The organism is Maridesulfovibrio ferrireducens (assembly GCF_900101105.1).
Lineage (GTDB): Bacteria > Desulfobacterota > Desulfovibrionia > Desulfovibrionales > Desulfovibrionaceae > Maridesulfovibrio > Maridesulfovibrio ferrireducens.
In genome coordinates this window covers 864900-882844 of record NZ_FNGA01000002.1, presented here as the reverse complement: position 1 = coordinate 882844, position 17945 = coordinate 864900, and the positions used below count along the sequence as shown (strand labels likewise).

The following is a 17945-nucleotide window of genomic DNA, read 5'->3' as shown; positions in this document are numbered from 1 at the left end:
TTGAACATATGTTTAAACATATGTCTAATTTGATAGTTTCCCTTGTGAAGCCTGTTTTTAAGAGAAAAAGCAAAAGTTGGCCTTTTTACACTGTTTTGTGGTACTTATTTATAAAATACACCTTTCGGGCACGAATTCTGCTTTGTTTATATAAAAAACAGGCAGCAAATCTATGAATATTAGCATTTGAATTTGAATTTGAACTCGGAATTAGGAAAAAATATATATGACAATAAAAAACAAAGGTGTATCAAGACGCAATTTTTTAAAAGGGCTTGGTGCCGGAAGTGCTGCTATGCTTCTGCCATCAGCTTTGCCTGCTGTCGCGGCTTCTTCGGACACAGAAGAACTTGCGACTTTGCTTGATATTTCCAAATGTATCGGTTGCGGTGAATGCGTAAGAGGATGCTCTGAAGTTAACGAATCTAAATATCCTGAACCGAAAAAACCTTTCCCGGTAATGTATCCGACATCCCGTGTTAAGGTTGAAGACTGGTCGGATAAACGGGATGTGGATGATCGGCTGACACCGTATAACTGGCTTTTCATTCAGAGTGCGGAAGTTGAGTACAACGGTACTCTTCATGAAATTAATATTCCACGCCGTTGTCTGCATTGTCAGAATCCGCCATGCGCCAATCTTTGTCCGTGGGGCGCGGCTGCTAAGCAGAAGAACGGCATCACAAGAATTTTTGATAATGTATGTCTGGGCGGTGCAAAGTGCCGGACGGTATGTCCTTGGCATATTCCGCAGCGTCAAACCGGAGTTGGACTGTATATGCGATTGCTTCCGAAGTTCGGTGGTAATGGCGTGATGTATAAGTGTGATCGTTGTTACAATCGCATTGCCGATGGTCAGCAGCCGGCTTGCATTGAAGTTTGTCCCGAGAATGTTCAAACCATAGGTCCGCGCAGTGAAATTTTAGCCAAGGCGCATGAGCTTGCAGATAAAAACGGCTGGTTCATTTACGGTGAAGAAGAGAACGGCGGAACCAATACAATTTATGTATCCCCTGTTCCTTTTGATCTTTTGAACGGAGCAATTGATAAGGGAGCTGGAAAGCCCGGTTTGCAGCCGGTAGCTGATTCAATGGCTGATGAGGAAACTCTTGCAACAGCGATTGCTATTGCTCCGTTAGCCGGTATTGCCGCCGGAATTATCAAGGTAGGGAATTACCTGTCCTCCTCCGCAAAGGGGAAGAACAATGAGTAACATTATATTCACTCGTTTATTTAAAATAATAGTATTTTTCATGGCTCTTACCGGAGCCGCCCAGATGCCTATTTTTAAAAGATATTACATCTCGGATCTTCCCGGTCTGGGCTGGCTTGCCGATTTTTATCTCACTAATAAACTTCATTACGCTTTGGGCGCAGTGTTAATCTTTATGGTCATGTATTTGGCTACGGTTTATATTTTGAGCAAACGGAATACTTTGCAGTTATCGCGCTGCGGTGTCGTGCGTGCTTCGCTTTTTGCTGCCGTAATTTTTACGGGTGTTTTCCGTGTAATTAAGAATCTTCCATACGTAACCATGGACCCGTTTACGGTTATGATGATTGATTGGACACATTTAAGTTTTGCGATTCTTCTCGGGATTACTGCGTTGACAGCCCTTATTCGGGGGCGTTCATCATACTTTGAAGGTGGTAAGGTTTTTTAACTTTTCCGGGCTTACAAAAGATGGAGGGTGGTAATGAGGTTCATAAGAAGATCAGTCTTAGCACTGGTGGCAGTTGTGTTTTTATGTGGTCCGGCTTTTGGAGCCGGTGATGATGCTCCGGGCATAGAAATGGCTCGTCAGGCGACAAAGGGTAAAGAACTTTGGATTACTGCGGACCATTCGAAATTTGATGCCCTTAAGCAGCCATTTAAAAGCGGTCCTGAAGTTACAAAGGCTTGTCTGACCTGTCATACAGAGGCCGGACATCAGTTTCACAAAACTATTCACTGGACATGGCTCGACCCCAAGGCTGAAAAAGAAATGGGTATAGGCAAGGGGGGGCTTGTTGTTAATAATTTTTGTATCAGCATTCAATCCAATGAACCTCGCTGTACTTCCTGCCATGCCGGATATGGCTGGAAAAATAAGGATTTTGATTTTAAGTCGGAAGAAAAGATCGACTGTCTGGTTTGTCACGAACAGACCGGAACTTATAAGAAGTTTCCAGCCGGAGCGGGTAATCCTGCCCCAGCGCCGGGGAAGTTGTTTAAGGGGAACGGTAAATTTTATAAGTCACCAGAATGGAACAAGGTTGCACAGTCTGTCAGTCGTCCGACCCGTGCTAATTGTGGAACGTGTCATTTCTACGGTGGCGGTGGTGACGGCGTAAAGCATGGTGATCTTGATTCATCCATGCGTATGCCGAGCAAGAATCTTGATGTTCACATGAGCACGAAGGGGCAGAATTTTGAATGTTCCCGTTGTCATACAACTGTGAAGCATCAGATTGCGGGCCGTATTTATTCAAATCCGGCGGCTGTGGATCGTAAGTCTCTGCTCGAAGATGACCTTGGTGCAAAGATTATGTGTGAGTCCTGCCACAGCGCAACTCCGCATAAGTCCGAGATTGGTATGAAGCTTAATGATCATACTGACAAGGTCGCCTGTCAGAGTTGCCATATCCCTACTTTTGCACGGGAACTGCCAACCAAAATGTGGTGGGACTGGTCGCAGGCCGGTAAGATGAAGGACGGCAAGCCTTATGTGGTCAAGGGTGAGTGGGGCAAGCCTACGTATATGAGCAAGAAAGGCGACATGCGCTGGGAAAAGAATGTTATCCCTGAATATTACTGGTTTAACGGCACAATAGAATCCATTACCGCCAAGACTATTATTGATCCCGGAGCTTCTGTGAAGGTCAGCAGACCTATCGGAAGCAGTAAGGATCATAAGTCGCGTATTATGCCTTTCAAGGTGCATCGCGGAAAGACTCCTTACGACGTGGTTAATAAGAATATGGTAATTCCGCACTTGTTCGGTAAGGACAAGGCTGCATATTGGAAGGGATATGACTGGACTAAGGCAACCGCTGCCGGAATGGCTTATGCGGGGCTTCCTTTCAGCGGAGATGTCGGTTTTGTAGATACTGAATATGTTTATCCTATCACACATATGGTTGCTCCTAAGGATAACGTTCTTGCCTGTGAAGCGTGTCACAGCAAGCAAAGTCGTTTGAGCAGTCTAACTTCGTTTTATATGCCGGGACGTGATGCGAATCGTGTTGTGGATGCGGGCGGCTGGTTCATCGTAATAGCTTCCGTTGTGGGAGTTGTTCTGCATGCACTCGGGCGAATCTTCATAAAGGGACGCAAGGAGGACTAGTCATGGCTGCAACACATAATAATATGAAAAAGATATATCTGTATTCACGGTTCGAGCGTTTCTGGCACTGGACTCAGTCCATACTGATCATCATGCTTATGATCACAGGGATGGAAGTTCACGGAGTTTTCAAGCTCTTTGGTTTTGAAAGAGCAGTAGATCTGCATAATACCTTGGGATTAAGCTGGCTGGTACTATTTGTGTTTATTATCTTCTGGCTGCTCACAACCGGTGAATGGAAGCAGTATATTCCTACTTCCAAGAAGCTTTTTGCGGTGGCAAGATATTACGCAGTAGGTATCTTCAAAGGTGAAGAGCATCCTGTTCACAAGAGCGCTGGTGCTAAACACAATCCATTGCAGAGGCTTGTCTATCTCGGCCTGTCCGCGATTCTTCTTCCTTTGCAGATGGTAACTGGGTTGCTGTACTGGACCTATAATGACTGGGCCGCTTATGGGCTTAATTTTGTAAGTCTGGAAACTGTTGCGAATGTGCATATGGGATGTGCCTACGCACTGCTGGCTTTCCTGATTGTGCATATTTATATGACTACAACAGGACATTCTTTAACGGCTCATATCGGCGCCATGTTCAGCGGCTGGGAAGAAGTGCCGGAAGATTACAAGGCCGAAGACTGGGAAGTTCATGAAAAGAGTTAGAACTATTTAGTTTATGGAAAACAAAAGTCCCGCTGAGTTTAAATTCAGCGGGACTTATTTTTTTGTCTTTCAGGCAAATCCTACAAGTTCAACTTGCTTTTCAATATACAGAAAAAATTCAGACCCTCGTCATCTTTCATCCATTCCACTTTGCCAATTTTTATTGGTAGATGTTCCATAAAAAACGGGGTCATGGTTGCATTCATTAATTTTTCAAGATTGGCCGGCATTTTGTCAAAGTAGAAGTTGAATTCATGCATCGCGAAGTTTTCATTTTCTTCAAACTCAGCAGAATTGCGCAGAGCGGTAAGTAGCCCTTTTTTCATAATCGGGTCGAATTTAAGGTGTGACAAACGATTATGAATATCGCTGTCAGTCTTTAAATTGTCGGAATCGAATATGAAGGTCAGGACAAGATTTTCCCCGTTGTCTTCTTTGAACTTGCCGATGTTCAGCAACCCTTCTCTTACGGCGCTGCCTTTACTGAATTTGTATCTGAACGGAGCAAAGCCGATGACGTTTTCACGGCACTTCTGCTTTATAAGATGTTCTTTGTCTCTGTTCATAAATCCCCTTCGCTTGATTCTCTAGCCGAGGCCCATACCCGGTTTCATTATTTTTCCTGTCAGAGGAGTGTCGTAACCACCGAGTTCACTTACAGCTTTTTTAATTTCATCTGATTTAAGAAGGTTAATCAGTGATATGATTCTTTTATCCTGCATATATTTATCAGGTATTATGAGGTCATATCTTTCATGAGCCAGAGGGACAAAGCCCAGATCTAGAGCTTTGGCAGCAGCGTATATTCCAAGTCCGCAATCGGCGGAACCTGTCAGCACGTTGGCCGCAACGGCCATGTGGGTATATTCTTCTCTATCATATCCCTTGACGAATGTCGGTAAAATTTCGGCATTATCAAGGTGGTAATCAAACAGGATTCTTGTTCCTGCTCCTCTCTGTCTGTTGATGAAGCTCACTTTACCATCGCGGAGACTTTCAATTCCTGTGATATTCAGAGGATTTCCTTTGGGAACAATAAACCCTTGATGACGGATAGCCAGATTGATGACAGTTACATCTACATCGGGCAGGTATTTTTCAAGGAACGGAAAATTGAAATCACCGCTTTCAGGATCGAAAAGATGCACTCCGGCGAACAGAGCTACATCTGTTTTGAGAGCCGCCAGTCCGCCCATTGACCCCGCATGAGTAGATACCAGTCGTATGGGAGTGTCGCCGCCCATGAGGATGTCACCCAGCAGGTCAAGAGTGTTGTCGTGGCTTCCGACGTGCATGAGTATGGCTTCTAAGGTCTGCTTGCCTGAGAATAGTTCAACTTCAACGGACTCATTCAGTTCAATACCTTCGCTTTCAGCTGGAACACGGGTGAATCCTTGCGCTTTGGTAAGCGTGGTTATCATTCCTGCTCCGCGAGCAAGGGGAACTCCTGCGTAACCTTCGCCGACTTTTCCAACCGCAAGTCTGACAATTTCTTCCATACCCGGTTTGGAGGGGGTACGTCTGGCAAGTCTGACTTGAACTTTTTCTCTTTCCGGTGTCGGTTTGCCTGAAAGCCATGAAATTATAGGAGTCAGAACATCTTCAAAACAGACAACTGCGCTTACAGGATATCCGGGAGCGCCGACGAGCAGTTTGTTTTGAGCAGTTCCGAGCACTGTCGGTTTGCCCGGCATTACTGCGATACCATGAACGAGCAGGGTGCCGAGTTGAGCGATAGTTTTGCTCGTAAAATCTTTGCTTCCGGCTGAAGAGCCTGCACCTATTACTACAATGTGAGAATTTTGCAGAGCAGTTTCAACGGCTTTAGCCAGCAGATCTTCACGGTCACGAACCGGTAATGTTGCTTTAAATTCTACGTCCAGCCCCAGAGCCAGAGAACGAAACACCTGTGAGTTTGATTCAATCACTTCACCCGGTTTCGGTGTGGGGCGGTCTGCGAAAGGAAGAATTTCGTCCCCTGTGGGAATAAAGGTCATGCGTATTTTTTCATGAACTTTTATCTCGTAGATACCGGCGGAAAGCAGCGCTCCGAGATCAAATGCGGAAATAGTATGATTGCGGGGCAGAAGCATTTCTGTTGCGACAATATCTTCACCGATTCTGCGCACATGCTGCCATGGAAATGCCGGAGCCTCTATGCTGACAGAATCACCGTTATCGACGATATTTTCTATCATTATAACAGCATCCATGCCGTCTGGAAGGGCATTACCCGTATTGACCGGGATACATGTCTTGTTTTTGATCAGATCAAGAGGTTGTCCTTCTCGTGCGGGAAAAGTTGTGTCACTTTTTACAGCATATCCGTCCATAGCGGCGGAGTGATATGTGGGGGAAGAACAACGGGCATGTACTGCCTCGGAGGTAACTCTGTTCAACGCTTCGTGAACAGCAATACTTTCCGGTTTAACGAGAGTTTCGCGGTCAAGTGCAGCAATGGCGGTAGCTACGGCTTCATGAACAGGAATTGTTTTCAGATATATATTGCGTTTAGACATAATGATTCTCCGTAAATGAAGTAAACTAAATCAACCAGACCTGAATCTGATCTCCGGCATATAAGCCTTCCGTATCAGCAGGAATGATCATAAGCCCGTCAGCCTTAATCAGAGTTTTAAGAAGTCCTGATTTACCATAAACAGGATGGGCAATAGGAAGCTTTCCTTCTCTGTGTTTCAGGCTGACTCTGACATAATCCTCACGCCCTTGTTTGGAAGGGGTGTTGCGGCCGAGTTCTGCCAAACGAATGGGGCGGTCAAGACATGCAAACGCGTCTTTTTGTCCCATAATATGCCTGATAAACGGCATTACGATTGAAAGCATAACGACCTGAACGGACGTTACCTGACCCGGCAGGCCAAGTACAGGTTTGGAACCTACTTTGCCTAAAATTGTCGGCTTGCCGGGGCTGATTGCGACTCCGTGAGCGAGTATTTTTGACTCCGGCATGGATTCGATGGCTCGAACCGTCAAGTCGCGCATTCCGACCGAGCTTCCACCTGAGAGGAGAACTATGTCGTTTTCAGCAATAGCCTTAGCAAGGGTGGCTTCGAGTTTTTCAATTTCATCACGAACTATACCGTAATTTACGGGAATCCCTCCGGCTTTGGATACGAGGCAGCGCAGAGTGTGTGAGTTTACGTCTCGAATAGACCCGGCACGGGACGGTGATTCGATTTCAACAAGCTCATCTCCGGTGGAGATTATGCCGATGCGCGGTTTTTTGTGGACCGAAACATTACCGATACCAAGGGCTGCCAGTAAGCCTACGTCCTGAAAACGGACGGTATGTCCGGCTTCATATATGTTTTCGCCTTTGGCTGTATCTTCACCCTTAAGCATGATGTTTTCGCCGGGAGCAGATGATTTGCGGATTTCAATGGTTCCAGACCCCAGTTCGTGGGTATGTTCAACCATTACTACAGCATCAGCACCGTCCGGCAATGTGCCACCGGTCGGAATGGCTGCGCAGTCGCCGGGTTTCAGTGTGAAATCCGGGGCTTCATCAACTCGTAATTCAGCGCAGCATTCGAGGTATGCAGGGTTTCCTTCTGTTGCTCCGAAAGCGTTGCGGGCATTTACAGCATAACCGTCCATGCAGGAGCGGTTTGCTGGTGGAAGGTCTTCAGGCGAAAGAATATCCTCGCCAAGTACAAGGCCGTATGCGTCAGCGATGGAACTTTTTTCAATGCCGGTAGGAGCAAAAGAAAGGAGCAGAGATTCAAATTCTTCTCGGCTTATGATGTTGAAAAAATCATGATGCATTTATTTAGCTACCGGTTTTAATAGTTATTTTGAGGTCTCCGGGAACATACCCTTTTAACTGGGATAACATTCCTGAAATTCCTGCTGAAAGCATATCGGCAACGAAGGGATTAAGAGCCAGAGGCATGTCGTTGCAGGTAACATCCATTTTGCCGAATGTAGATTTGCAACCATTAAGTGTTGCTTTTCCTGCATTAATATCTGCGGCAAAATCTCTGCAGAATTCTCTTCCGCATGCTCCGCAATTAAGTCCGGGTAACAAAAATCCTTTTTCCATAACAAGCTTAGCCAACCGTTCAATTTCTTCTGAGCTTGGAGGATTGTCTTTGGTGCAAGCCGGAATCTGGGCGAGCGCAAGTTCAGGGAAAAACTCTTTGTCGTCATCGTCTTCGCGGACAGTGATAATGCGAGGCATCCAGCCGATTTTATTCCCGCCTTCCATAACGATAACATCCGCATCAAGCAGAGGGATAAGATCTTGAAGAGGCTTCTCCTTACTCCATGAGACAAAAGATTGTGAAGGAGAATAAGCCGCCACAGAAGTCGCTATCTGCTTGTACTGCTGCGTGTCGGTTCCTTCTTCTTCGTCAAAGCCGTGATGAGAATGTTTAATCACTCCGACTTTTAACCCTTTATCAGTAAAATATTGTACAAGAGCCAGTCCAAGAGTCGTCTTTCCGCTTTTCTTTTTTCCTACTATTGCAACAGCTTTCATATTAATCTCCAGATTATATTAACCAACTATTTCAGTGCCGATACCTGTCTTGGTGAAAAGCTCAAGCAGGACACAATTTTCAACCCTTCCATCAATTATGTGAGCCTTTTCGACTCCGCCATGAACTGCTTCAATACAGCAGGTAAGCTTAGGAATCATACCGCCTGTGGCAACACCGGAAGAGATGGATTCCGCAGCTTGCTGGCAGGTCATTGATGAAATGAGTTTTTTATCTCTATCCAGCAATCCTGTGACATCTGTGAGCAGGTGGAGCCTTTTGGCATTCATAGCCTTCGCAACGGCTCCGGCAACAGAATCAGCATTGATATTGTAGGTGGACCCTTTGTCATCAACTCCGACAGGTGCAATGACGGGGATGAATCCGTCTCTCTGTAATGAATTGATCAGGGTTGTATTAACTTCAGTAACTTCGCCTACTTTTCCTAGATCAATGATTTCAGGAGCTTTAGCTTCTGATTCAATAACCATTTCTTTTTTTTCGGCTTTAATGAGCATCCCGTCTTTTCCTGAAAGTCCGACAGCTTTTCCGCCGTTAAGGTTGATCAGGTTGACAATCTGTTTGTTCACCTGTCCGACGAGGACCATTTCCACAACATCCATAGTTGCTTCATCGGTTACGCGGTATCCGCTTTTGAAATGACTGTCGATGTTCAGTGCGCTTAACATCTTCTGAATTTGCGGCCCGCCCCCGTGTACAACAACAGGATTTACCCCGATATATTTCAGCAAAATTATATTAAGGGCAAAGGCTCGTTTAAGGTTTTCGTCTATCATGGCATTTCCGCCATATTTGATAACAACGGTTTCCCCGAAAAACTCTTTAATGTATGGTAGTGATTCAATTAGAAGTTTTGCTCTCATTATATCTCTTTCCATGATCTTAACTCTCCTTAATATCTAACTTAGAACCTGTAATTTATATGTAAATACTTTTTTAAGTTGTGCAGTAAAATTAAATAACTGAATCTACAAAGCTTGTATAATTTAAAAAAGTGCCGAGGGAAACCCTGTCTTTCTTGAGTTAGAAATTGAACAAGGGAATTTTTGATTGATTTACTTTTTAAATATTAACTTTTGATTTAAAATAGTAAGCTCGGTGGCTCTCAAAGTACAAGAGTTATAATTTGTAGTGAATTGTTTATAAAGGTAAAAAAATGACCTCTTCAGCACTTACATTAATCACGCTGGGCCTTCTATTTTTACTGGGCCTCGTTGCCGAGTTTCTCGGTCGGACTACGCTTGTCCCCAGAGTTTCTATTCTTATTGTTTTTGGATTTTGTATCGGCCCTTCCGGATTTAATGTGCTTCCCGAGGAAGCAGGTAAATGGCTGCCGATTGTTTCGGATATGGCACTGGTTCTTATCGGGGTAGTCTTGGGAAGTTCCTTAAAATGGTCTGCCCTTAAAAACTCTGGACGGTTGGTTCTGGGCATGGTTTTTTCAGTTGTGATAATTACACTTTTAATTATGAGTGTCGGTATTTGGGTAGCAGGATTTTCAATACAGCTGGCTCTTCTTTATGCCGGAATTGCTCTTGCAACCGCTCCTGCTACGACTCTTGATGTTATCCATGAATCCAAGGCTCATGGATCTTTTACAGATAGTCTTCTTAAAATTGTAGCGACTGCTGATGCTCTCGGGTTGATTGTTTTTAGTATAATGGTCGCTGTCACACAAATGATGATAAATAGTGGCGGCGGTTTAGACATTATTTTTGTTGGGGGACGCGACATTTTTCTTGCTGTGCTTGTGGGAGTTTTACTTGGACTTCCTATGAGTTATCTCGCAGGGCGGGTTAAGCCCGGGGAACCGACACTTCTTGAAGTTCTTGGATTGGTTTTTATTTGCGGTGGAGTCTCCTTGTGGCTCGATGTTTCATTTCTTTTAGCGGCAATGACCATGGGGGTTGTTGTCGCAAACATGGCTAGGCATCATAACTGTCCTCTCTGCGCTATCGAAACAATAAAAACTATTAAGTGGCCGATTCTTGCACTGTTTTTTATTTTTGCAGGAGTCAGCATTGAACTTGAAGATGTTTCAAAGAATGCTCTGCTTATAATTTTATACATCGTTTTCAGGATTGCCGGGCGTCTTATCGGTTCTATGGCGGGCGCGAAGGTGGTGGGTGTTGATAAATCCTACGGTCAGTGGATGGGAATGGCTTTGATGCCGCAAGCCGGGATAGCGCTGGGAATGGCTTTAACCGCTGCTCATCGATTTCCAGAATTGGGATCAATTGTAACTGTGATCGCTACAGCCACAGTTTTTTTTGAAATTGTAGGACCTGTATTTACCCGTATAGCTTTGCACAGGATGGGAGATGTTTTATGAAGTTAAAAATTGTTATAATTCTATAAAATTGTGTGTTTTCTTACTGCATTCTCAAATTAAGAATAAGGTAAAAAATGGTTTCATCAGCACTTTCATTAATCACGCTGGGCCTTTTGTTTCTTGTGGGTCTTGTTGCGGATTTTATCGGGCGTAGAACTCCCTTACCCCGCGTGTCAGCTCTTTTGGTTTTCGGGTTTTGCATAGGGCCTTCCGGGTTTGACGTGTTACCGGTAACAACGAACCACTGGATGCCCCTTGTGTCTGATATGGCGCTGGCAATGATCGGATTTCTCTTGGGCAACTCTTTAAAGTTTTCAGAAATAAAAGAATCCGGCCGCGCTGTTATCTCTATTTCAATTGCCGTTGTGGTGATAACCGCTGTGATGGTGAGCTTCGGTTTATGGATGGTAGGCATCCCTTTGCAGCTTGCACTTCTTTATGGAGGGCTCGCTCCCGCAACAGACCCTGCTTCTACGGCGGATGTTATAAATGAATCAAAGGCAAAAGGTCGTTTTACAAAGACTCTTTTAGGAATAACTGCAATAGATGATGCATGGGGGTTGATTCTGTTCAGCTTTATGCTTGCCGCAGCACAGATGATAATGCTTGGCGGTGGAAGTATGAATATTCTTATGACAGGCGGTCGGGATCTCTTCCTTGCGATACTTGTGGGAGTGACTCTGGGAGTGCCTATGAGTTTTCTTACCGGGCGTATCCAGCGGGGAGAGCCTACTCTCGTTGAAGCTCTTGGGATGGTTTTTATATGCAGTGGTGTTGCATTATGGCTCGATGTGTCGTTTCTGCTTTCTTCTATGACAATGGGAGCTGTTGTTGCAAATCTTGCCAAACATCATACCCGTCCATTTTCAGCCATCGAAGGGGTGGAATGGCCCGTTATAGTTTTGTTTTTTATTTTTGCAGGAGTCAGTATTGAGCTTAAGGATATTTCGGCTAACGCATTAGTGATCGTAGCTTATATCTTTTTGCGCATAGTAAGTCGTATAATAGGGGTGATACTTGGAGCAGGGGTAGCGGGGGAAGGAAAAACTTTCGGCAGGTGGATGGGGTTGGCGCTTATGCCGCAGGCAGGAGTTGCACTGGGTATGGCTCTTGCCGCAGCTCACAGGTTCTCGCAGTTTGAATCAATTGTCACCGTTGTAGCTACGGCAACAGTTTTTTTTGAGATTGCCGGTCCTATCTGCACTCGTATTGCTCTTAATAAAGTAGGTGATATCCCGGGAAGCGTGCATAGGCGTATTTAGACTTCTAATTACATAAATTTTAACATATATTAAATTGTCTATTTTACAGATAGCGGGTATTTATTCTTTTAAATAAATTAAGCAATAAGCCGTTTTTTTAAATTAATAAGCTCGGATGGAGTTGGTGATGGAACAGAATAAAAGGCGCAGAACTCGTATTGATGTAGAATTTACCGTTCAGTTAAATAAAAATGGTTTCAGTGCGATTGCTGAAACTCAGAATTTAAGTTTGAAAGGGATTCTCTGCACTGGAGTGGAAGGGTTCGCTGTCGGGGAGAAGTGTGAAGTTTTAATTACTCTTTCAGAAGAGGTAGTTATCCGCATTGAGGGGAAGGTTGTAAGGTCTGATGATTCCGGTCTGGCTGTAGATTTTATCTTGCTGGATGAGGAAAGCTTTACACACTTACATAGAGTGATTCAGTATAATTCAACAGATGCTGACGTTATTGATGGCGAGCTTACTTTGCCTGCTTTTGATGCTTGATAGCAGGAATGCAAAAAGCAGTGGGCTTAAATATAAACAGTTCATAAATTCGGGCTACTTTTTTTGCTGTGCGGGATGAAAGGCCGCAGTCAATGAGCCTGCAATAAATGTGGAGCGGATTAAATATATGCTCCATAAATTCTTTGATTCCGATTTTCATGTTAGTTTCTAGCTGGTTAACTGTTTATCCTGAAAGGGCTTATTTATTGTCATTCATTGATATAAGAAAGTGGCTCTAAATTGAATTTTAGTCAATTATTGATGTTTCCATATCTATTCATGCAACTCTTCAGCTTTAAATCCTTTTAAAGTAGTGATTGCAATAACAAAGACTATTGCTGATATTACTACTCCTGCATAAAAAATAGATTCCAGTCCAAATCCTGAATAAATAAGCCCCATAAGTATCGGGGCGATGGTTTGTCCTACTCTGAGCAGCATTCCGTTCATGGACATAAAAATAGCCCGTTGTTCCATGGGAGCAATTGTGGTCAGCATGGACATTGAATTCGGAATATTCAGTCCCTGTCCCAGGCCGAAAAAGCAGACGGGGATTATACACCAAAGCGCAGATCCTGATTCCGGAATTAAAATCATTGCAGTAGCATATGCGAAAGCTGAGACTGCAATCATCCTCGGTTGTGAAATCACTTTTGCTAGTCTTCCTAACTGCGAAGCTGCTAATGCTGTAACAAATGAGGCACTTGAAATAACAAATCCTATCATCATTGGAGAAGCTTCAAAACGTGAGTTTAGAAGTATGGGCAGATAGGTTATGATGGGGCCGTATAGAATAATAAAGGTCAGCATGGAAATTGCGAAAAGTCCCAGCACCTGCTTGTTTTTCATGCCGCTTACTGCCGCGCTTAGGTATTTTATGAATGCGCCGTTTGATGAAGGCTCGGGGTTCTCAAGCTTGAAGGCGACGACCCATGCAAGTGGTAGAGCCACAACTGCTAGCAGGAATGGTGTTTGCCAGCTTATTTGAGCCAGTATTCCTCCCACTGCCGGAAATATTGCGGTGCCGATGCTAAGAACACTTGCATTCAGTCCCATAGCTTTGATTCGGTCCTGACCTGTGAAAAGGTCACCTATTATGGTAAGGTTTATCACTCCGATAGCTGCGGCTCCAATTCCTTGAAAAAGCCGTAAAGCAAGCAGCCATTTGTAGTCGGGGGCAAAATAGCAGGCTATTCCGGCTATTCCGAAAAGAATCAGCGAGGGAACAAGAATCTTTTTCCTGCCGATTCTGTCAGCAAAAATTCCTGCAAGAGGAGCAAAAATGATTCCCGGCAGAGTGAAAACAGTAAAGACTAAACCTATTGATGAAGGAGAAATATTGAGTTCCCTGATCATTAGCGGTAAAGACGGGATAATACTTGAGACTCCCATGATGGCCATGAGGGTAACCGCGAATAAAATGCGGAGATTTTTATTTTTACAGAGATCTTTCATCAGATAGCAATCCTTTCCGAAGATGTAGATGAAGTGGCAAGCTACTCGCAAATTGTGGACACCGCAACATGAACGCCGCTCACTTTTATAATAAGTAATCTGTATACGATAAATTAATAGAGTTTATTATTCTTATCAGTTAATTAAGAGCAACTATGTTTAGATTACACAAAATATTCAGATACAGTCCTTCCAAATTTACAGTGCTTCTGGGGTTTATGATTTCGCAGATTTTTTTAACCCCGATTGCTGGAAATTCTATTTATCTTCAGCAGATTTTATATTTTTACACATACTTAGTTCTTCTTTCAGCGGTTACAGCTATAATCGAAAGTCGAGCCAAAGTTGTTATTTTTATATCACTCTATGTAACGTCTTTTGTAAGTTCTGTTTTGTTTTTTAAACTGCATTCCATCTACTGGCTTGGCGTAAGTGAAGCCTCTGATATGATGATGCTCGGGATCGCGATCTGGGGAATTCTGATCTTCATGCGCAAGCAGAAAAAAGTTACTCGCGACTTAGTATCGGGGGCAATTTGCGTGTATATGCTTTGCGCGTTGCTTTGGGCCAACGGGTATAGTTTGTGCGTGCTTTATGACCGCAGCGCAGTTTCCGGTATTGATTTAAGTGAATCCGTTTTTGCTGTGCGTAATATTCTTGTATATTTCAGCTATGTAACAATGATGACAATAGGGTATGGAGAAATGATTCCCGTTACCAATATGGCTAGGTCTTTAGTTATGTTGCAGGGTCTTTTCGGACAAATGTATCTGGCGGTTTTTGTCGCCGGAACTATAGGAATGTTTTTGGCTCAGCGGGATAGGGGGAGTGTTGATTAAAGTGCTGCGTCTAATAGCAGATTATCTCTGTGTATTGCTTCGGGGAAAGGGCATTTGCCCAGGATGGATTCTATTTGATCTGATTTATGACCGAGAATCTTGTTCATGTCTTCGGAACCGTAACAGGCTAGTCCTACAGCAACAGGTTTACCGGATTTGCTGACAACTCGTACAAGTTCGCCCGCTTTAAAATCACCTTCAACCGCAGTTATACCTGCGGGAAGCAGGCTTTTACCTCCGGCCATCAGTGCCTTTTGCGCACCTTCGTCGATGATCAGGTCACCGGCCGGGTCACAGTTGTATGCAAGCCAGAATTTACGGCCTGATACGCACTTTTCATCAGGAACAATCCATGTACCGCAGTCTTCACCGTTAAATACCCGTTCAATTACCATGCGGTCTTTACCGGATAATATCAGTGTTGGAACGCCGAGTTGGGCCGCTCTGTGAGCTGCTCTCATTTTAGAGAACATGCCGCCTGAGCCTACTGCTGTTTTTCCGTCGCACATGGCGTCGAGGTCAAGCGACCCTATATTTTCAACATGGGAAAGTTTTTTTGCGTCGGGATTTTGGTCGGGATTTTTATCAAAGACCCCGTCAGCGGAAGTGAGGTTAATGAAAAGATCTGCTTCCACAACATTCAGAATCAAACTTGCCAGAGTGTCGTTGTCTCCGAACTCGAGTTCCTGAACTGCAACAGTATCGTTTTCATTAATGATAGGAATTACCCGCCATTCAAGAAGTCTTGAGAGGGTATTGCGGACATTGAGAAAGCGGTCACGGTGTCTTAAATCATCGCGAGTGAGCAAAATCTGTGAAGAAACCAGTCCGAATCTGCGGAAGGTTTCATCATATTCGTGCATAAGCCTGCTTTGTCCGATGGATGAAGCAGCCTGTCTGGCCGGAAGATCTCTCAGCTTCTGCCCTGAAGGAATAGATTTACGTCCGGCAGCAACAGCGCCGGAAGAAACCAGAACAATATCAACACCCCGTTCATGCAGAGTTGCCAGCTGATCTGCCAGTCTGCATATAAGGCCGAGGTTGATGCCTTCTGACGTGGTCAGAACGGCACTGCCGATTTTTACAACAATTCTTTTAGCTTCGCGAAGAGTCTCAAGCCTGTTGCTCATCTTGCTCATCTTTTTCCTCTTGATTCATGGTGTTGAATCTGTCCCACATGTCTTTTAAAAGCAGGTCAACTCCGTCTTTGTGCAGAGCGGATATAAAGTAGATGTTGTCGTTTGCTTCCTTAGCTTTTTCTTTCAAAGTCGCAAGGTCTTCTTCGGAAAGCAAATCGATTTTGTTGATTACACGGAGCTGAGTTTTTTCTGCAAGCTCTTTATCATATATGCGGAGTTCTTCGTCCAGCATATTGAACCCTTCAAAAGGATCGTCAAGGCTGAGGTCTGCTGCGCTCAAAATATGAACAAGAAATCTGGTGCGTTCAACATGTTTCAGGAATCTGTGTCCCAGTCCCAGCCCTGTGCTGGCTCCTTCAATCAGTCCGGGAATGTCGGCAATAATGAGCTTGTTGCCCATGTAATCCTCAATAACTCCAAGATTAGGAACGAGGGTGGTAAACGGGTATGCTGCGATTTTAGGTTTCGCAGCAGAAATTTTAGAAATAAAGGTCGATTTTCCGGCGTTAGGAAGTCCAAGTAAACCAATATCTGCAATAATTTTAAGTTGCAGACGAAGTCTTTTTTCTTCACCGGGGAAGCCGTCTTCCGATTGTCTGGGAGTCTGGTTTACGGAGGACTTGAAGTGAATATTACCACGTCCGCCATCGCCTCCCTTACATATAACAACCTGCTTACCTTCTTTTGTCAGGTCAGCAAGCAGTTTTTCGGAGCCGTCTTCATATACTTCATATACGAGAGTTCCGATAGGCAGGTCGAGAATTGTGTCGTCGGCAGCTTTACCGTACTTATCACTGCCCTGTCCCTGCATTCCGTTTTTAGCGTCATAGACTCTTTTTAGTCTGAAGTCGTAAAGAGACAACAGATCGGAGCTTCCCCGAAGGATTAAATCTCCGCCTTTACCGCCGTCTCCGCCGCAAGGGCCACCTTTTGGGATGTACCTTTCACGTCTGAAGGCTACGCATCCGTTGCCGCCTTTTCCCGACCGCACTGTGATTGTTGCTTCATCAAAAAATTTCATTGAATTCCTTCCTTGAATGACCTGAGAAGGGCCTAGCCTTTTCTCAGGCAGGAATATTCTCGGATAAAATATAGATAAAGCTGTGAGTATACCTTTCGAGTGCCTTTTGAATAATCAGGCATGCACTCTAGGGGGCTGTCACAGCGGGATAAGGGAGATCCATGTATGTATTCCAGACAAGAAAAGGCAGAGGACGCATTTATCAATGCGACCTCTGCCCGAAAAACTTTCGGCCTGAAATAATTAGGCTTCGGCAGGAACGATGAGAACTCTGGTTTTGCTACGGTTGTTGCGGATATACTTTTCGTATTTCACAACGCCGTCAACCAGTGCAAACAAAGTCCAGTCTCTACCAGTACCTACATTTTTGCCGGGGTGAATTTTAGTTCCAACCTGACGAACTAGGATACTTCCAGCCAGAACTTCCTGACCAGCATAACGCTTAACACCGCGGTGTTTCGCATTACTATCGCGACCGTTTTTCGAGCTACCGCCCGCTTTCTTATGTGCCATTTTAAATCTCCTTAGTTAGGACTTGTCGTCAAGTTAAGCTTGTATAGCTTCAACTTTGATTCTTGTATAATCCTGACGATGACCCTGTTTGGTCTGAGAGTCTTTCCTGCGTCTTTTCTTGAAAACGATGATTTTTTTATCACGGCCGTGTTCAAGGATTGTGCAGGCAACTTTCGCGCCTTCAACGTAAGGAGCTCCGATTTTAATATCTTCGCCCTGACCGATGAGAAGAATTTTATCAAGATCGACCTTGGTGCCTGCTTCAACGTCCATTTTCTGGATATTGAGTTCCAAGCCTTCTTCAACGCGGAACTGCTTGCCGCCAGTCTCTATTATTGCGTACATTTGTAACTAACCTCCATCATGTATAAGAGAGGGGAAAGTATCCGTAACTC

18 protein-coding genes are annotated in these 17945 nt (G+C 44.4%); 8 read left to right on the top strand and 10 right to left on the bottom strand.

Features of this window, described 5'->3' with window-relative positions:
• Window positions 1-226: 226 nt before the first annotated feature.
• From BLT41_RS08765 to BLT41_RS08750, 4 genes are read left to right on the top strand one after another with little or no spacing between them, the layout of a single operon-like run.
• Window positions 227-1213, top strand: a complete 987-nt coding sequence (locus tag BLT41_RS08765) for a 4Fe-4S dicluster domain-containing protein (RefSeq protein WP_092160199.1) — start codon at window positions 227-229, stop codon at window positions 1211-1213.
• Window positions 1206-1664, top strand: coding sequence for an iron-sulfur cluster-binding protein (locus BLT41_RS08760; protein WP_092160198.1), 459 nt, complete (start codon window positions 1206-1208; stop codon window positions 1662-1664). Before BLT41_RS08765 ends, BLT41_RS08760 begins: the two co-directional genes overlap by 8 nt.
• A 33-nt stretch (window positions 1665-1697) precedes the next feature.
• Window positions 1698-3326, top strand: coding sequence for a tetrathionate reductase family octaheme c-type cytochrome (locus BLT41_RS08755; protein WP_092160196.1), 1629 nt, complete (start codon window positions 1698-1700; stop codon window positions 3324-3326).
• 2 nt (window positions 3327-3328) lie between these two features.
• The gene (locus BLT41_RS08750; RefSeq protein ID WP_092160194.1) at window positions 3329-3985 is read left to right on the top strand and encodes a cytochrome b/b6 domain-containing protein; all 657 of its coding nucleotides are present in this window, start codon (window positions 3329-3331) and stop codon (window positions 3983-3985) included.
• A gap of 80 nt (window positions 3986-4065) precedes the next feature.
• Here the strand turns inward: BLT41_RS08750 and BLT41_RS08745 are convergent, their stop codons facing one another.
• From BLT41_RS08745 to argB, 5 genes are read right to left on the bottom strand one after another with little or no spacing between them, the layout of a single operon-like run.
• Window positions 4066-4551: a hypothetical protein gene (locus tag BLT41_RS08745; RefSeq protein ID WP_092160193.1), complete on the bottom strand. Its 486-nt coding sequence runs from the start codon at window positions 4549-4551 to the stop codon at window positions 4066-4068.
• Between the two features lie 21 nt (window positions 4552-4572).
• A complete protein-coding gene (locus tag BLT41_RS08740) occupies window positions 4573-6504 on the bottom strand; it encodes a molybdopterin biosynthesis protein (RefSeq protein ID WP_092160191.1) in 1932 nt (643 codons plus the stop codon).
• Window positions 6505-6529: 25 nt separating this feature from the next.
• Window positions 6530-7771: a molybdopterin molybdotransferase MoeA gene (locus BLT41_RS08735; protein WP_092160190.1), complete on the bottom strand. Its 1242-nt coding sequence runs from the start codon at window positions 7769-7771 to the stop codon at window positions 6530-6532.
• Between the two features lie 4 nt (window positions 7772-7775).
• Complete coding sequence (locus BLT41_RS08730; RefSeq protein ID WP_092160188.1) at window positions 7776-8486, bottom strand: molybdopterin-guanine dinucleotide biosynthesis protein MobB; 711 nt, start codon at window positions 8484-8486, stop codon at window positions 7776-7778.
• Between the two features lie 18 nt (window positions 8487-8504).
• Window positions 8505-9383 (bottom strand): acetylglutamate kinase, encoded by an 879-nt coding sequence (argB, locus tag BLT41_RS08725; RefSeq protein WP_092160186.1) that lies wholly within the window; start codon window positions 9381-9383, stop codon window positions 8505-8507.
• Between the two features lie 278 nt (window positions 9384-9661).
• On the opposite strand from argB, the gene BLT41_RS08720 reads away from it, so the two are divergent.
• The 3 genes from BLT41_RS08720 to BLT41_RS08710 all read left to right on the top strand — a co-directional run bounded on the left by BLT41_RS08720 (window position 9662) and on the right by BLT41_RS08710 (window position 12583).
• A complete protein-coding gene (locus BLT41_RS08720) occupies window positions 9662-10837 on the top strand; it encodes a cation:proton antiporter (RefSeq protein WP_092160184.1) in 1176 nt (391 codons plus the stop codon).
• Between the two features lie 74 nt (window positions 10838-10911).
• Entirely contained in the window at window positions 10912-12099 is a 1188-nt protein-coding gene (locus BLT41_RS08715; RefSeq protein WP_092160183.1) for a cation:proton antiporter, read from the top strand.
• 127 nt (window positions 12100-12226) lie between these two features.
• Window positions 12227-12583, top strand: coding sequence for a PilZ domain-containing protein (locus tag BLT41_RS08710; RefSeq protein WP_092160181.1), 357 nt, complete (start codon window positions 12227-12229; stop codon window positions 12581-12583).
• A 273-nt stretch (window positions 12584-12856) separates the two neighbouring features.
• Here the strand turns inward: BLT41_RS08710 and BLT41_RS08700 are convergent, their stop codons facing one another.
• Window positions 12857-14038 (bottom strand): MFS transporter, encoded by a 1182-nt coding sequence (locus tag BLT41_RS08700; RefSeq protein WP_092160178.1) that lies wholly within the window; start codon window positions 14036-14038, stop codon window positions 12857-12859.
• Window positions 14039-14193: 155 nt separating this feature from the next.
• Between BLT41_RS08700 and BLT41_RS08695 the strand changes: the two genes are divergently transcribed.
• A complete protein-coding gene (locus BLT41_RS08695; RefSeq protein ID WP_244512232.1) occupies window positions 14194-14877 on the top strand; it encodes a potassium channel family protein in 684 nt (227 codons plus the stop codon).
• Here BLT41_RS08695 and proB read toward each other — a convergent pair.
• The 4 genes from proB to rplU form a co-directional block, all read right to left on the bottom strand.
• Window positions 14874-16016: a glutamate 5-kinase gene (gene proB, locus BLT41_RS08690; RefSeq protein WP_244512231.1), complete on the bottom strand. Its 1143-nt coding sequence runs from the start codon at window positions 16014-16016 to the stop codon at window positions 14874-14876. The genes BLT41_RS08695 and proB overlap by 4 nt on opposite strands.
• Entirely contained in the window at window positions 15991-17037 is a 1047-nt protein-coding gene (gene obgE / locus BLT41_RS08685) for a GTPase ObgE (protein ID WP_092160176.1), read from the bottom strand. Before obgE ends, proB begins: the two co-directional genes overlap by 26 nt.
• A 243-nt stretch (window positions 17038-17280) precedes the next feature.
• Window positions 17281-17550: a 50S ribosomal protein L27 gene (gene rpmA / locus BLT41_RS08680; protein ID WP_092160174.1), complete on the bottom strand. Its 270-nt coding sequence runs from the start codon at window positions 17548-17550 to the stop codon at window positions 17281-17283.
• Between the two features lie 33 nt (window positions 17551-17583).
• Window positions 17584-17895: a 50S ribosomal protein L21 gene (gene rplU, locus BLT41_RS08675; protein WP_092160172.1), complete on the bottom strand. Its 312-nt coding sequence runs from the start codon at window positions 17893-17895 to the stop codon at window positions 17584-17586.
• Window positions 17896-17945 lie beyond the last annotated feature (50 nt).